The organism is Halomonas getboli (assembly GCF_023094245.1).
GTDB lineage: Bacteria > Pseudomonadota > Gammaproteobacteria > Pseudomonadales > Halomonadaceae > Halomonas > Halomonas getboli.
Genome location: NZ_JALMEW010000003.1, coordinates 399,387 through 414,423 on the forward strand (window position 1 = coordinate 399,387; position 15,037 = coordinate 414,423).

13 protein-coding genes are annotated in these 15,037 nt (G+C 67.5%); 9 read left to right on the top strand and 4 right to left on the bottom strand.

Annotation, left to right across the window (positions count from 1 at the left end; all coding sequences use genetic code 11):
* Positions 1–45: 45 nt before the first annotated feature.
* From MYL53_RS09355 to MYL53_RS09375, 5 genes are all read left to right on the top strand, one after another.
* Positions 46–1,254, top strand: a complete 1,209-nt coding sequence (locus MYL53_RS09355; RefSeq protein ID WP_247853489.1) for a pyridoxal-phosphate-dependent aminotransferase family protein — start codon at positions 46–48, stop codon at positions 1,252–1,254.
* 33 nt (positions 1,255–1,287) lie between these two features.
* Entirely contained in the window at positions 1,288–4,305 is a 3,018-nt protein-coding gene (locus tag MYL53_RS09360) for an FAD-binding and (Fe-S)-binding domain-containing protein (RefSeq protein WP_247853491.1), read from the top strand.
* Positions 4,306–4,343: 38 nt separating this feature from the next.
* Positions 4,344–5,360 carry a low-specificity L-threonine aldolase gene (ltaE, locus tag MYL53_RS09365; RefSeq protein ID WP_247853493.1) on the top strand — a complete coding sequence of 339 codons (1,017 nt, stop codon included), beginning with the start codon at positions 4,344–4,346 and terminating at the stop codon, positions 5,358–5,360.
* Between the two features lie 47 nt (positions 5,361–5,407).
* Positions 5,408–5,932: a gamma carbonic anhydrase family protein gene (locus MYL53_RS09370; RefSeq protein ID WP_247853495.1), complete on the top strand. Its 525-nt coding sequence runs from the start codon at positions 5,408–5,410 to the stop codon at positions 5,930–5,932.
* Between the two features lie 245 nt (positions 5,933–6,177).
* A complete protein-coding gene (locus MYL53_RS09375) occupies positions 6,178–6,528 on the top strand; it encodes a phasin family protein (RefSeq protein ID WP_247853497.1) in 351 nt (116 codons plus the stop codon).
* A 133-nt stretch (positions 6,529–6,661) separates the two neighbouring features.
* Here MYL53_RS09375 and MYL53_RS09380 read toward each other — a convergent pair whose 3' ends face one another.
* Complete coding sequence (locus tag MYL53_RS09380) at positions 6,662–7,285, bottom strand: phosphoribosyltransferase (RefSeq protein ID WP_247853499.1); 624 nt, start codon at positions 7,283–7,285, stop codon at positions 6,662–6,664.
* 203 nt (positions 7,286–7,488) lie between these two features.
* Here MYL53_RS09380 and MYL53_RS09385 point away from each other — a divergent pair, with 203 nt between their 5' ends.
* Complete coding sequence (locus tag MYL53_RS09385; RefSeq protein WP_247853501.1) at positions 7,489–8,916, top strand: uracil-xanthine permease family protein; 1,428 nt, start codon at positions 7,489–7,491, stop codon at positions 8,914–8,916.
* A gap of 90 nt (positions 8,917–9,006) precedes the next feature.
* On the opposite strand, the gene uraD is transcribed toward MYL53_RS09385, so the two are convergent.
* On the bottom strand, positions 9,007–9,531 hold the full coding sequence (gene uraD / locus MYL53_RS09390) for a 2-oxo-4-hydroxy-4-carboxy-5-ureidoimidazoline decarboxylase (protein ID WP_247853503.1): 525 nt from the start codon (positions 9,529–9,531) through the stop codon (positions 9,007–9,009).
* A gap of 224 nt (positions 9,532–9,755) precedes the next feature.
* On the opposite strand from uraD, the gene uraH reads away from it, so the two are divergent.
* The 3 genes from uraH (at position 9,756) to MYL53_RS09405 (ending at position 12,399) form a co-directional block, all read left to right on the top strand.
* Entirely contained in the window at positions 9,756–10,109 is a 354-nt protein-coding gene (gene uraH / locus MYL53_RS09395; RefSeq protein WP_035593633.1) for a hydroxyisourate hydrolase, read from the top strand.
* Positions 10,110–10,300: 191 nt separating this feature from the next.
* The gene (locus tag MYL53_RS09400) at positions 10,301–11,545 is read left to right on the top strand and encodes a urate hydroxylase PuuD (protein ID WP_247853505.1); all 1,245 of its coding nucleotides are present in this window, start codon (positions 10,301–10,303) and stop codon (positions 11,543–11,545) included.
* Positions 11,546–11,658: 113 nt separating this feature from the next.
* Positions 11,659–12,399 carry a GntR family transcriptional regulator gene (locus MYL53_RS09405; protein ID WP_247853507.1) on the top strand — a complete coding sequence of 247 codons (741 nt, stop codon included), beginning with the start codon at positions 11,659–11,661 and terminating at the stop codon, positions 12,397–12,399.
* A gap of 94 nt (positions 12,400–12,493) precedes the next feature.
* Here the strand turns inward: MYL53_RS09405 and MYL53_RS09410 are convergent, their stop codons facing one another.
* Together MYL53_RS09410 and MYL53_RS09415 are read right to left on the bottom strand one after the other, a co-directional pair.
* Positions 12,494–13,369, bottom strand: coding sequence for a MurR/RpiR family transcriptional regulator (locus MYL53_RS09410; protein ID WP_247853508.1), 876 nt, complete (start codon positions 13,367–13,369; stop codon positions 12,494–12,496).
* A 145-nt stretch (positions 13,370–13,514) separates the two neighbouring features.
* Positions 13,515–14,975: an NCS1 family nucleobase:cation symporter-1 gene (locus MYL53_RS09415; RefSeq protein ID WP_247853510.1), complete on the bottom strand. Its 1,461-nt coding sequence runs from the start codon at positions 14,973–14,975 to the stop codon at positions 13,515–13,517.
* Between the last annotated feature and the right edge of the window lie 62 nt (positions 14,976–15,037).

Sequence of the window (15,037 nt, forward strand, 5' to 3'; positions counted from 1 at the left end):
ACATATTGAATTCATTATCCAAAATACAAGAATCGGAGAGATCGCATGCTGAACCTCGACTTCCACCCTTCCGGCCGCCACTTCCTGCAGATTCCCGGGCCCTCGCCGGTGCCCGACCGCATCCTGCGCGCCATGAGCCTGCCCACCATCGACCACCGCGGGCCGGAATTCGGCGCCCTGGGCCTCGAGCTGCTGGGCAAGATCAAGCGCGTCTTCAAGACCGAGAACCCGGTGATCATCTATCCGGCGTCCGGCACCGGCGCCTGGGAGGCGGCGCTGTCCAACACGCTGTCCCCCGGCGACCGGGTGCTGATGTTCGAGACCGGCCACTTCGCCACCCTGTGGCAGAAGATGGCGCGCCGGCTGGGGCTGGAGCCGGAATTCATCGGGCTGCCCGGCGATGAGGGTTGGCGGCACGGCGTGCAGGCCGACATGATCGAGGCGCGCCTGCGGGAGGATCGCGATCATGGGATCAAGGCCGTCTGCGTGGTCCACAACGAGACCTCCACCGGGGTGACCAGCGACATCGCCGCGGTACGACGCGCCATCGATGCCGCCGGGCATCCGGCCCTGCTGCTGGTGGACACCATCTCGGGGCTGGCCAGCGCCGACTATCGCCACGACGAGTGGGGCGTCGACGTGACGGTCTCCGGCTCCCAGAAGGGCCTGATGCTGCCCCCCGGCATCAGCTTCAACGCGGTGTCCGACAAGGCCATCGAGGCGAGCCGCCACAATGCCATGCCCAAGAGCTTCTGGGCCTGGGACGAGATCCTCGAGGCCAACCGCAACGGCTACTGGCCCTATACCCCCAGCACCAACCTGCTCTACGGCCTCAACGAGGCGCTCGACATGCTGCTCGAGGAGGGCATGGAGCAGGTGTTCGCCCGGCACCAGCGCTGGGCCGCCGGGGTGCGCACCGCGGTCGAGGCCTGGGGGCTGGAGGTCCAGTGCCAGGATCCGGCGGTCTACTCGCCGGTGCTGACCGGTGTGGTGATGCCGGAGGGCGTGGATGCCGATGCGATCCGCCGGATCATCTACCAGCGCTTCGACCTGTCGTTGGGCACGGGGCTGGGCAAGGCCCAGGGCAAGATGTTCCGCATCGGCCATCTCGGCGACTGCAACGACCTGACCCTGATCGCCACCCTCGGCGGCTGCGAGGCGGGCATGAAGCTGGCCGGCGTCGAGCTCAAGGGCAGCGGGGTGGCCGCGGCACTGGAATACTTCGCCGAGCATCCGCTCAAGGGCGACGCCTGATCGCCGCCGACCGGCACTGTCGAGGAGACCGCCATGACGTCGCTGAAGGATCACACCCGGTCGCGTGATGCCCGGATCAAGCCGGTCACGGAGCTGGCCGCCCGACTGTCGCGAGAGCTCAAGGGCGAGGCGCGCTTCGATCACGCCTCGCGGGGGCGCTATGCGACCGACGCTTCCATCTATCAGGTCACGCCCGTGGGCGTGGTGATTCCCCGTGACCAGGACGATCTGCGCCTGGCGCTGGACATCGCCCGCGATGCCCGGGTGCCGATGCTGGCCCGCGGTGCCGGTACCAGCCAGTGCGGCCAGACGGTGGGCGAAGCGCTGGTGATCGACACCACGCGCTGGCTGAACCAGGTGGTGGCGTTCGACCCCGAGGCGCGCACCGTGGTGGTCGAGCCCGGCATCGTGCTCGACCACCTCAACGCCTGGCTCAAGCCCCATGGGCTCTGGTATCCGGTGGATGTCTCCACCAGCGCCCAGTGCACCCTCGGGGGCATGGCCGGCAACAACTCCTGCGGCTCGCGCTCGATCCGCTACGGCAACATGGTCCACAACGTGCTGGGCGTGGACGCCCTGCTGGCCGACGGCAGCGAGGCCAGCTTCGGTTTCGTCGACGAGCTGGCCGCGGGCACGCGGGCACGGCAGCTGGCCGAGGACCTGCGAGCCATCGCCGAGCGGGTAGGGCCCGAGATCCGCGAGCATTTCCCCAAGGTGCTGCGCCGCGTCGGCGGCTATAACCTCGACCTGTTCGAGTGTCAGAACGCCAAGCCCTACGACCCCGAGGGCCGGGCCAACCTCGCCCATCTGCTGGTGGGATCCGAGGGCACCCTGGGCGTCAGCCGTACGCTCACCCTCTGGCTCTCGCCGCTGCCCGAGCACAAGGTCCTCGGGGTGGTGAACTTCCCGACCTTCTATCAGGCGATGGACGCCACCCAGCATATCGTCACCCTGGACCCCGCCGCCGTAGAGCTGGTCGACCGCACCATGATCGACCTGTCACTCGAGAACCCGGCTTTCCGCCCGGTGATCGAGAAGGCGCTGATCGGCCGGCCCGAGGCGGTGCTGCTGGTCGAGTTCGCGGGGGAAGACCGAGACGCGCAGCTGGCGTCGCTGCGTCGACTCGGCGAGCTGCTGGCCGACCTGGGGCTGCCGGACTGCGTGGTCGAGCTGCCCGAGCCGGCCGAGCAGAAGGCGCTGTGGAACGTGCGCAAGGCGGGGCTCAATATCATGATGAGCATGAAGGGAGACGGCAAACCGGTCTCGTTCATCGAGGACTGCGCCGTGCCCCTCGAGCATCTGGCCGAGTACACCGACAAGCTGACCGAGGTCTTCCATCGCTACGGCACCGAAGGCACCTGGTATGCCCATGCCAGCGTCGGCACCCTGCACGTCCGGCCGATTCTGGACATGCGTCGTGATGGCGCCGAGAAGATGCGCGAGATCGCCGAACAGGCCTCCGCCCTGGTGCGCGAGTACAAGGGCGCCTATTCCGGCGAGCACGGCGACGGCCTGTGTCGGGGGGAATGGGTGGCCTGGCAGTTCGGCGAGCGCATCAACGACGCCTTCCGGGAGGTGAAGCGGCTCTTCGACCCCGAGAACCTGCTCAATCCGGGCAAGATCGTCGATACCCCGAAGATGGACGACGACCGCTACTTCCGTTTCCCCAGGGGCTACCAGGCGATCCCGCTGACGCCGGTGCTCGACTGGTCGGCCTGGAACGTCGAGCGCGATCCGCTGACGGGAGAGCAGAGCCCGCCGGGCAGCGGCGGCGACGCGACCCACGGCCTCGCCATGGCGGTGGAGATGTGCAACAACAACGGCCACTGCCGCAAGTTCGACGCCGGCACCATGTGCCCGAGCTATCGCATCACCCGCGACGAACAGCACTTGACCCGCGGGCGCGCCAACACCCTGCGCCTGGTGCTCTCGGGGCAGCTCGGCGCGGACGGCTTGGCCGGGGACGACGTCAAGGACGCGCTGGACCTGTGCGTGTCCTGCAAGGGCTGCAAGCGCGACTGCCCGACCGGGGTCGACATGGCCAAGTTCAAGATCGAGGCCCGTACGGCCAGGGCCAAGGCCCGGGGCGTGTCGCTGCGCGACCGCATGATCGGCGAGATGCCGCGCTATGCGCCCTGGGCCAGCCGCCTGTCGGGAGTGATCGGTGCGGCCGAGCGCGTGCCGTTCGTCGCGCGCGGGCTCAAGAAGACGCTGGGGCTCGCGCCCGAGCGCTCCCTGCCGGCCTTCGACGGCAACTATCTTGCCTCTCAGGCGCTCGTCGATCAGGCGCCCGCCGCCCAGGCGAGCGCCGAGACGCGCGAAGTGCTGCTGTTCGTCGACACCTTCAACAACTACATGGAAGGGCACAACGCCCGGGCCGCCAAGCGGGTGCTCGAGGCGGCCGGCTATCGGGTGCATCTCAACGTGACGCGCGGCTCGCGGCCGCTGTGCTGCGGCCGGACCTATCTGTCGTCGGGCCAGTTCGACAAGGCCAGGGCCGAGGCTCGCCGCACCCTGGATGCCCTGATGCCGTTCGTGCGACGCGGAGTGGCGGTCGTCGGCCTGGAGCCGTCGTGCCTGCTGAGCATGCGCGACGAGTTCCTGCAGTACGGTTTCGGCGACGAGGCCAGGGCGCTGTCGCAGGCGGCCTACCTGTTCGAGGAGTTCCTGGTCGAGGCGCACGAGGCCGGCGAGCTGTCGCTCGATCTGAAGGCCACGGGCCATGCCCGGGCCATGCTGCACGGCCACTGCCACCAGAAGGCCTTCGATGCCGTGCGGCCCGTCGAGCGGGTGCTCGGCTGGATTCCCGGCCTCGCGGTCGAGACCATCGAATCGTCGTGCTGTGGCATGGCCGGCAGCTTCGGCTACGAGGAGGAGCACTTTGATGCCTCGATGAAGATGGCCGAGCTGTCGCTGCTGCCGGCGGTCCGTGACGCCGGGGACGATGCCGTGCTGGTCGCCGATGGCACCAGCTGTCGCCATCAGATCCGCGACGGTGCCGCTCGCGAGGCGGTGCACGTGGCGCGACTGCTCGAACAGGCCCTGGCCTGATGCCGGATGCCGATACCGCGACAGGAGAGCATGCAGCGATGATCGATCTGCGAAGCGATACCGTGACCCGGCCGACGGCGGCCATGCGCGAGGCCATGAGCCGCGCGGCGGTGGGCGACGATGTCTGGGGCGACGATCCCAGCGTCTCCGCCTTCGAGCAGCAGGTGGCCGAGCGGGCGGGAATGGCCGCCGCGGTGTTCTTCCCTTCGGGGACCCAGAGCAACCTGGCGGCCCTGCTGACGCACTGCCAGCGCGGTGAGGAGGTCATCGCCGGCCAGTTCTCTCACATCTACCGGGACGAAGGCGGCGGCGGTGCCGTGCTGGGCGGCATCCAGCCTCAGCCCATCGCGCATGCGTCCGATGGCAGCTTGCCCCTGGATCAGGTGCAGGCCGCGATCAAGGGCGACGACATTCACCATGCACGCACGCGGCTGCTGGCGCTGGAGAACACCTTCCGCGGCAAGGTGCTGCCCGAAGGCTATGTGGCCAGTGCCACGGCGCTGGCGCGTGCCCATGGCCTGGCGACTCATCTGGACGGCGCGCGGCTGTTCAACGCCTCGGTGGCGACGGGCGTGTCACTGGCGTCGCTCTGTGACGGCTTCGATTCCGTGTCGATCTGCTTCTCCAAGGGGCTGGGAGCACCGGCAGGGTCGCTGCTGCTGGCACGCGATGCGGCCTTCGCGACCCGGGCCCGGCGCTGGCGCAAGACGCTGGGCGGCGGCATGCGTCAGGTCGGGCTGCTGGCGGAGGGCTGCCGGCATGCCCTGGCGCATCACGTCGAGCGACTCGCCGAGGACCACGCCCATGCCAGCCAGCTGGCCGAGGGGCTGGCCGGAATCGACGGTATCGAGGTGCAGGCCTGCGACACCAACATGGTGTTTCTCGCCCTTCCCGAGGCGCACTGTCGGGCCCTGGGCGAGTTCCTGGCCGCCCGTGGCGTGCTGATCGCCGCGCAGCCGCGCACGCGGCTGGTCACGCATCTGGACGTCTCCACGGCCGACGTTCGTCACGTGGTGACGGAAATGCGGGCCTATTTCGCGCGCCGGTCCGCCTGAGCGGGCTCGGCGCACCATCACGCATCATCGACGCGAGGACATGCCATATGGCGATCTATCGCTACGCAGGGCAGGCGCCGGACATCGCGGAAGGGGTCTATGTGGCCGAGACCGCCGATGTGATCGGCCGGGTGACGCTCAGGCACGAGGCCAGCGTCTGGTATCAGGCGGTACTGCGCGGCGACACCGATCATCTCGAGGTCGGCGTCGGCAGCAACATCCAGGATGGGGCGGTGCTGCATGCCGACCCCGGCTTTCCGCTGACCGTGGGGGAGGGCGTCACCGTCGGCCACCAAGCCATGCTGCATGGTTGCACCGTCGGCGACGGCAGCCTGATCGGCATCCAGGCGGTGATCCTCAACGGCGCCGTCATCGGCCGGAACTGCCTGGTGGCGGCGGGGGCCCTGGTCAAGGAGGGCGCGAGCTTCCCGGACAATTCGCTGATCGTGGGCGCGCCGGCCCGGGTGGTGCGAGAGCTGTCGGACGAGGCGGTGGATGGCCTCAGAAAAAACGCCCAGGGCTACGTCGAACGCGCCCGTCGCCATGCCGGCGAGCTCGAACGTATCGGCTGATACCGAAGCGTTCCTCCACCCCGGTGATGTCCCCTCGATCCTGATCGTGGGGACAGGCTTGTTGGAACAGATATCCCTCTGTCAGCGGGTGGGAGACGTCGGCCGGGGGGCTCAGGCCGGTCAGCGGTGCCTGAGCGAGTCTTCGGCGGGATGAAAAACCGTATGTTGCAGTGCACAAAATCACCTGCTATGTTGCAATGCAACACGGGCCTTCGCCCGCTGTTCATTGCTATCGGAGGTGGAACATGACCCAGGCAGCGACCGCCAAGACCGGCGAGCAGTTCGAATCCCTCTTCGTGACCCCGATGCGCGCCTATGGCGCCCTCAACCTCGAGACCGCCGAGAAGCTGGTGGCGACCCAGTTCGGCGTCGCCGAATCGCTCTCCGAGGCGACGCTGGCCCAGGCCCGCGGCTGGATGGCGGTGAAGAGCGCCGAGGACGTCCAGAAGGCGCTGGATGGCCAGCAGAAGACCCTGCAGTCGCTCGGCGATCGGCTGAAGTCCGACGCTGAGACCCTGCTAAGCCTTGGCCAGGACTACGCCCAGAAGAGCCAGAAGCTGGCCGAGCAGCAGTTCAAGGTGCTCGGCTCGTCGTAAACGATCATCCGCGGCGCCCGGCGGCCTCAAGGCCTGCCGGGTGCCATCCGAGCAAGGGGCCCTGCCGGGCCTTTGGGGCCATCGCCGCGCGATGGCCCTTTTTTGTGCGTCCGGCCGTGGCCAGCGGAAGGGCTCAGCCGTGCTCGGTGCCGAGCAGGCGCACGACCTCGTCGTCGCTGACCTGGCCGAAATTGGCGAAGAACTGGCCGACGGCGCCGAAGCGGGCCGGGGCCTCGAGGCAGAGCACTTCGTCGGCGAGCGCCTCCAGGCGGGCCACGGTCTCGGGCGGGGCGGCGCCCAGGGCGGCGATCAGCCGCGCCGGCCGGCGATGCTTCAGGGTCTCCAGCGCCATGGCCATGGTGGCACCGGTGGCGCTGCCGTCGTCCACCACCACCACCACGCGCCCCGCCGGATCGATGGGCGCGCGCACCGGCGTGTAGCGGCGCCGGCGTTCGGCCAGCAGCGCCTGCTGGGTCTCGATCTCGCTGGCGATCTGCCGCTCGTCATAGTGGGCGGCCGTCGGCTCGAGCTGCACGCATTCTTCCTCGCCCACCGCGCCGATGGCGTACTCCGGATTCCCCGGCGCGCCGAGCTTGCGCACCAGCACCACGTCCAGTTCGCCCTCCAGCGCATCGGCGATCAGCCGCCCCATGGGCACGCCGCCGCGGGGGATGGCGAGAATCAGGGGGTGCGCCTCCTTCAGCGGTGCCAGCCGACGGGCCAGCTGCTCGGCGGCATCGCGACGATCACGAAACATGGCGGCCTCCGCTTTCGCCTGCATGGCTTCGAGTCTAGTTCAGGCGACACGCATTCGCGGCCAAGGTCTGGTTGATTGTATACAGTTTTAGTCGATATGGTATATCTCGATACCGATAAGTATGTATCCAAGTGCCGGCATTCGTTTGCCGGCGTGACGCTGACGGCTGAACGCACAACAACACCACACCGAAGGCCGAGACCATGCAGAGCAACGCCAACAACACCTCGCTATTCGACTTCCACGGCAGGCCACGCTTCTTCAAGGCGCTGCCGATCTCCCTGCAACACGTGCTGGCGATGATCGCCGGCGTCATCACCCCACCGATCATCATCGCCGGCGTGGTCGGCGCCACCCCGGCGGAGAAGCTGCAGCTGATCCAGATCGCGGTGCTGGCCTCCGGCGTCTGCACGCTGTTCCACCTCTACGGGGTGTGGAAGTTCGGCGCCCGGCTGCCGGCGATCTTCGGCGTGGGCTTCGCCTACGTGCCGACGCTGATCGCCGTGGGCGGCCAGTTCGGCATCGAGGGCATCCTCGGCGCCCAGCTGGTCGGCGGCATCACCATGATGGTGGTGGGCTACTTCATCCAGTACATCCGCCACCTCTTTCCGCCGGTGGTGGCGGGCACCGTGGTGCTGGTGATCGGGCTGTCGCTGTACGACATCGCCATTCGCTACATCGCCGGCAGCGGTAACGTCGACGCGCCGCAGTTCGGCGCGCTGCAGAACTGGGGCGTGGGCGCGCTGACCCTGGTGACGGTGCTGCTGGCCTCCCAGTTCGGCCGCGGGGTGGTCAAGCTGTCGGCGATCATCGTTGGCATCCTGGTCGGCTACCTGGTCGCGCTGCCGCTGGGCATGGTCGATTTCGGCCCGGTGGCCAGTGCCGCCTGGGTCGCCGTGCCGACGCTGATGCCGTTCGAGATGGAGTTCCACTCCGCCGCCATCGTCTCGCTGGTGGTGATCTGCGTGATCAACTCGGTGCAGACCATCGGCGACCTGTCGGCGACCAGCGTGGCCGGCATGAACCGCGAGCTGCGGACCCGGGAGCTGACCGGCGGCCTGCTCGGCAATGGCCTGACCACCGCCGTCAGCGCCTTCTTCGGCGCCCTGCCGACCTCCACCTTCAGCCAGAACGTGGGCATCGTGGCCATGACCAAGGTGATCAGCCGCGTCGTGCTGGCCATCGCCGGCGCCTTCATGCTGCTGGCCGGCTTCAGCCCCAAGTTCGGCGCGCTGATGACCACCATTCCCTATCCGGTGCTGGGCGGCGCCACCATCACGGTGTTCGGGATGATCACCATGACCGGCATCCAGCTGCTGACCAAGGACGAGATGTCGGCGCGCAACATGACCATCGTCGGGCTGGCCCTGGCGCTGAGCCTGGGCATCGCCGCGGTGCCCTCGGCCATCGCCGAATTCCCCCGGACCCTGCAGAACGTGATCGGCGGGGCGCCGATCGTGGTCGCGGCGATCACCGCCTTCGTGCTCAACCTGGTGCTGCCGCGCACCACCCTGGCCGACGAGGCCCGGGAACGCGAGGCCATCGCCGAGGCGGATGCCGCCGCCGAACGGGATGCCCGTGGCGAGCCCCGGGCGGACGGTGGGCGCGTCGCCTCCGGCGCCGGCGACTGACGTTTTCACTCATCGGCTGGCACGAAGAAGGCGCCGCCGGGATTCCGGCGGCGCCTTTCCGATGAGGCGGTTGGGGTAGCGGCGGGGCGCTCAGCCCACCCGCGCCTCCAGGCGGAAGGCGGCGATGCGGTTGATCTGCTCGATGGCAGTGCGGCGCTCCTCGTCGAGGCCGTGCTCGAGGCGCGTCTCGAAGGCGGCCAGGATGGCGTGGCGATCGCTGCCCTTGACCGCCATCACGAAGGGAAAGCCGAAGCGCTGCTTGTAGGCCTCGTTCAGGCGCTCGAAGCGGGCCATCTCCTCCGGCGTGCACTGGTCGAGCCCGGCGCCGGCCTGCTCGCGGGTGGAGTCGTCGGTGAGCGTGCCGGCGATGGCGGCCTTGCCGGCCAGGTCCGGGTGGGCGCGGATCACCTCGAGCTGGCGCTCTGGCTCGGCCTCGTTCAGCACCCGGCCCATGGCCGTGGCCAGGCCCTCGGGGCTGTCCTGCTCGGCGCCCAGGCCGCGCTCCCAGGCCAGCTCGGCCACCCAGGGCGAATGCTCGTAGATGTCGCCGAACTGTGCGACGAAGGCGTTGCGGTCCAGCTGGCTGGGGCGCGGGGAAAGCGTCTTGTGGTTCATGCTCGGGTCTCCGTGATGGATGTCGTTGTTCGTCGTCTCAGGGTAGCGATAAAACTGTATACAATAAAGTGTTTGAAATGTACTCTATTAAAGGCTAGAACTGTTGATAGATGCGACGCCCGCGCCACGGGCGTCATCACCGCATGCGTCGCCGGCCATATCCGCGCCCGGCATCGGGCTCCGAAGGGCGACGGCGACACACCACAACACGCGAGGAGACGACGATGGGCTATCTCACCACCCACGTGCTGGATACCTCTCTCGGCCTGCCGGGCGAGGGCATCCGCATCGAGATCTACCGCCTGACGGGCGGCGAGCGCCAGCGGCTCGGCGAGGTCGTGACCAACGACGACGGCCGCTGCGACGCGCCGCTGCTGGAGGGCGAGGCCTTCGTCGTCGGCGAGTACGAGCTGGTCTTCCATGCCGGCGAGTACCTGGACCGCCGCGGCGTGGCCGCCGACGGGCCGCGTTTCCTCGACGCGATCCCGCTGCGCTTCGGCGTCGCCGATGCCTCGCAGCACTATCACGTGCCCCTGCTGCTTTCGCCATACAGCTACTCCACCTATCGAGGCAGCTGAGAAAACGCCGATTTATTACTGCGCTCGGCATCCTGGCCGCCGGCGGTCCTCGTCATCCTCATGTAGCAGGCTACATTCCGGTGACTGTGGTCCGGCGGAGACCAGCCTTCCTTCGCTCGTGACATAAATCAGCCGTTTTCTGTATCGCTCGAATCGAACAACAATCGCACCATTCCAACGAGGCCTGACCGATGGAAGCCTACTTTCTGGACTTCGCCAACCTCCTGCTGAGGTGGCTGCACGTGATCGCCGCCGTGGCCTGGATCGGCGAGTCGATCTATTTCGTGATGCTCGACAACAGCCTGCGTCCGCCCAAGGCCGCGGAGGACAAGCAGAAGGGCGTGTTCGGCGAGATGTGGGCCGTGCACGGCGGCGGCTTCTATCACAACCAGAAGTACGCCAGCGCCCCGGCCAAGCTGCCGGCGGACCTGCACTGGTCATTCTGGAAGGCCTACACCACCTGGCTGTCGGGCTTCGGGCTGTTCATGCTGCTGTACATGGCCAATCCGAGCTTCTATCTGGTCAACCCCGGCAGCCCCTGGGAATGGGCCGCCAATCTGACCGGCTGGCAGGCCAACCTGGTGGCCCTGGCGTTCCTGCTCGGCGGCTGGATCGTGTACAACGAGATGTGCAAGCGCATCAGCCCCAACATGGAGCGCGACGGCCTGCTGAGCCTCGGCGTGGCGGTGCTGATGGTGGTGGTCGCCTACCTGAGCACCCATATCTTCGCCGGCCGCGCGGCCTTCCTGCTCACCGGTGCGGTGATGGCCACCGCCATGTCGGCCAACGTGTTCTTCTGGATCATCCCCGGCCAGCGCCGCATGGTGAAGGCGATGAAGGCCGGCGAAACGCCCAACCCGCTCGACGGCAAGCGCGGCAAGCAGCGCTCGGTACACAACACCTACTTCACGCTGCCGGTGGTGCTGCTGATGCTCAGCAACCACTATTCCTTCACCTACACCCATGAGCTGTCCTGGGTGATCATGTCGCTGTTCATCTTCGCCGGCGCCCTGATCCGCCAGTTCTTCGTGCTGATGCACGCCGGCCAGACGAAGCCCGCCTATCCGGCGGCCGGGGTGGCGCTGATCCTGGTAGCGGTGTGGATCGGTGCGCCGAGCGGCGCCGGCAATGCCGCGCCGATGGCCGAGGGCGACGGCCAGGCCGTCGCCGCTGAGGAAGCGACGGTCGCGTCCGGCGGCCCCGTGGACGAGATCCACGGCATCATGGAGCAGCGCTGCGTCGCCTGCCACGCCCAGCATCCCAGCCACGAGGCCTTCACCGCGCCGCCCGCCGGGGTGGTGCTCGAGACCAAGGAGCAGCTGCTGCGCCAGGCCGATCAGGTCAAGCAGGTGGTGGCCAGCCACTACATGCCGCTGGGCAACCTGACCCAGATGACCGACGCGGAGCGCGCCAGCATCGCCAGCTGGACGCCCTGACGGCACGATTCGCCGTTCCCCTGCGCCGCCCGTCCGCGTGACGGGCGGCGTTCGTGTTGGCGGGGAAAAAGCGTATACAATGGGCGGAAGAGTCGTCAGGAGGTGAGTCATCCATGAGTCAGCGCCAGGTCGATGCCGAGCGCAAGCCGGCCTCGGGAAGCGGACGTCCCGGCAAGAACGGTGATGGCGCCGAGCGCCACGAGGCGATCCATCGCTCGATCAGCGATGCGATCATCGAGCACCGCCTCAAGCCGGGCGCGCGGCTGCGCGAGGACGCCCTGTCGGAGGTGTTCGGCATCAGCCGCACCGGCATCCGCAAGATCCTGCAGCGTCTGGCCCTGGAACAGCTGGTGACCCTGACCCCGCGTCGCGGCGCCAGCGTGACCCGGCCCACCGCCGAGGAGGCAAAGGACGTCTTCGACGCGCGGCAGATGGTCGAGTGCGGGCTGATGCCTGAAGTCGCGCGGCGTATCACCGCCGCCGACCTCGAGCGCCTGCGCGACATGGAGCGCGAGGAGCGCCAGGCCTTGAAGGCCGGCGAGCAGAGCTCCGCGATCAAGCTCTCCGCCGCCTTCCATGGCGAGCTGGCGCGGCTCTCCGGCAACGCCACCCTGGCCGCCTTCGTCGAACAGCTGTGCTCGCGCTCCTCGCTGATCCTCGCCGTCTATGGCAACGCCGGCCACCTGGGCTGCGAGTCCCACGACCACGACGCCCTGCTGCGCCACCTGGAGCAGGGCGACGGCGAGCGCGCCCGCGCCTTCATGAGCCGCCATCTCAAGGCCATCGAGGCCTCGCTGTCGATCCACGAGCCCGAGGACGAGTCTCCGGACCTCTACGAGATCTTCTCCGGCTGAGCCACCCGTACCGACGCCCTCGAACAAACGCGCCCCGGATCCTGGATGTCATCCAGGATCCGGGGCGCGTCGTCGCTTTGGGCTCAGGCTGGGCTTAGGGCTCGAAGTCGTGCATCTTCTCGTGGGCGACCTCGATATCTTCCAAGCGCTGACGTCCTGCCTTGCCCGCCAGCCGCATCGCCTGGACGCTGAGATAGTGGAGCACCCCTACTGGGCCGACGTAGCTGTGGAAGAGAAAATCGCTGGAGATATCGCAGGGCAGTGTCCAGGTGGCCAGAGGCGTGTCTTCTGCCAGGCTGTCTGTGAGATAAAGCACCGGCATATCGCGTTCGCGAGCGGCCTGCATCACCCGATCGAGCTCTGGCACGCGGCGCCGCATGCCGATGGCGATCAGCAAGTCATCGGAGGCGAACTCGCTGACGTGCTCTCCCAGGGTCTCGCCCGGGAAAGGCAGAAGATGGACCTGTGAGCGGAACTGGATGAACTGCCAGCGCGCGTAGGCGGCCATGAAGTGGCTATTGCGATAGCCCACCAGCCACAGGCGCCTAGCGTCCACAATATGCCTCAGGGCATCCGTGATGTCGTGATCGGCAAGCTGGTCAAAGGTACGCGTCAGTGCGCCGACGTGGTCGTCCAGAAACGCCTGCCTCTCGGAAGGAACCGGTGGAGAATCCTGCTCTCGCTCATGCAGGTAGATGGGCGAACCCCACTGCTTGATGTCGCGCACCAGGCGCCGCGCCTGCTCGAAGTTGCGAAAGCCCAGGCGCTTGAACAGCCGTGAGGCGGCGGCCTTGGAAACGCCGGCCAGCTTGGCCAGCTCGGTGGCGTTATAGGCCGCCAGCTCGCCGGGAAAATCGAGGATCAGTTCCGCGAGCTTGCGTTCACTGGAAGGCAGTTCCGGCAGGTGTTCCTGGATGCGGGCCTCGAGCGAGCGAGGTCGTGGCTGGGGTTGGGAATGAGAGCCGGACATCACCGGGTCCTCTGGCTGGCCTGGAGGCGTGATGATCGGGTCCCGGGAGGCACCTCGACCTTTTCTCGAACGCTAACATAGAAGCTCGGCCGCTGAAATTTTGATTTCAGCGGCCGAGATAGACGTTGCCGATGACGGAGTGGAATCAGGCCTGTTGCAGCGCCGGCAGGCGCTGGCCGCGCATCGCCAGGAAGTAGAAGAGCCCGCCGAGCCCGGCGCCGATCAGCCAGGCGTAGCCGCCCAGGGTTTCCAGTGCCGGCACCCACACCGAGGCGATCGAGAACAGCGCGGCCAGGGCGAAGGCGGCGATGGCGCGCTTGTTCCAGCCCTTCACGTAGTGATAGGCGCCGCCCGGAGCGCTGCAGAACATGTCCTGCAGGTCCAGGCGCTGGCGCTTCACCACGTAGTAGTCGACCACGATGATGCCGTAGAAGGGCGCGATGATGGCGCCGATGGCGTTGACGAAGCCGGCGATGCCGATCTCGCTGATCACCGATACCCACAGCGCGCCCACGAAGAAGGCGATGATCGCCGTGATCAGGCCGCCGAGGCGGAAGCTGATCCTGCTCGGAAAGAGATTGGCCAGATCGTAGGCCGGCGGAATGAAGTTGGCGACCAGGTTGATGCCCACGGTGGCGGCGAAGAAGGTCAGGGCGGCGACGATGGTCAGCGGCAGCGAGTCGACCCGCTCGATGATGTCCGAGGGGTTGGTCAGCGTCTCGCCGAACAGCGCCAGGGTACCGGCGGTGATGATCAGGGCGATGAACGAGAAGAAGGCCACGTTGAGCGGCAGGCCCACCAGGTTGCCGATTTTCATCTCGCGCTCGCTCTTTACGAATCGTGCGAAGTCGCCGAAGTTGATCACCACCGCGGCGAAGTAGGCGATCATGGTGCCGGTGATGGCCAGGAAGGCGCCGATCGCGCTGCCGTGATAGTCGCTCTGGCCCTCGAAGATGGTGCCGACCGCGGGCAGCAGGTCGCTGCCGGCCTTGACCCAGACGATGATCATCAGCGCCACCATCACCAGGTAGACCAGCGGCCCGGCCCAGTTGAGGAAGTGCTTGATGCGCTCGATGCCGGCCCAGAACATCGCCATCTGGAAGGCCCACACGATCACGAACGACAGCCAGCCCAGCGGCGTCATGCCCAGGAACTGGCCGCCGTGATCGCCGAACAGCGAGGTCAGCAGCAGGGTCATGGCGGTGGAGGCGAAGTAGGTCTGTACCCCGTACCAGAAGATGCCGATCACGGCGCGCAGCATGGCCGGCAGGTTGGCGCCGTGCACGCCCATGCTGGCACGGATCATCACCGGGAAGGGCACGCCGTAGCGCACGCTGGGCCTGCCGCTGAGGTTGACCAGGCCCATCACCACCACGCCGGCGAGGATGATCGCCGCCATCACCGCCCAGCCGTTGAGGCCGTAGGAGATGAACAGCGAGGCCGCCAGGGTATAGCCGAACAGGCTCTGGATGTCGTTCGACCAGACGTTGAAGATCTCGAACCAGCCCCAGTTGCGATCGCGCTGCTTGATCGGGGCCAGGTCGTCGTTGTAGAGGCGCGGATCGATGCGCCGGATTTCCAGCTCTTTGTCGGTCAGGTCCGTCATGGGATGGCCTTGTTCTCTTGTTATGGAATGGGGCGGTGCAACACGGCCGTCCCGGGCGAGCG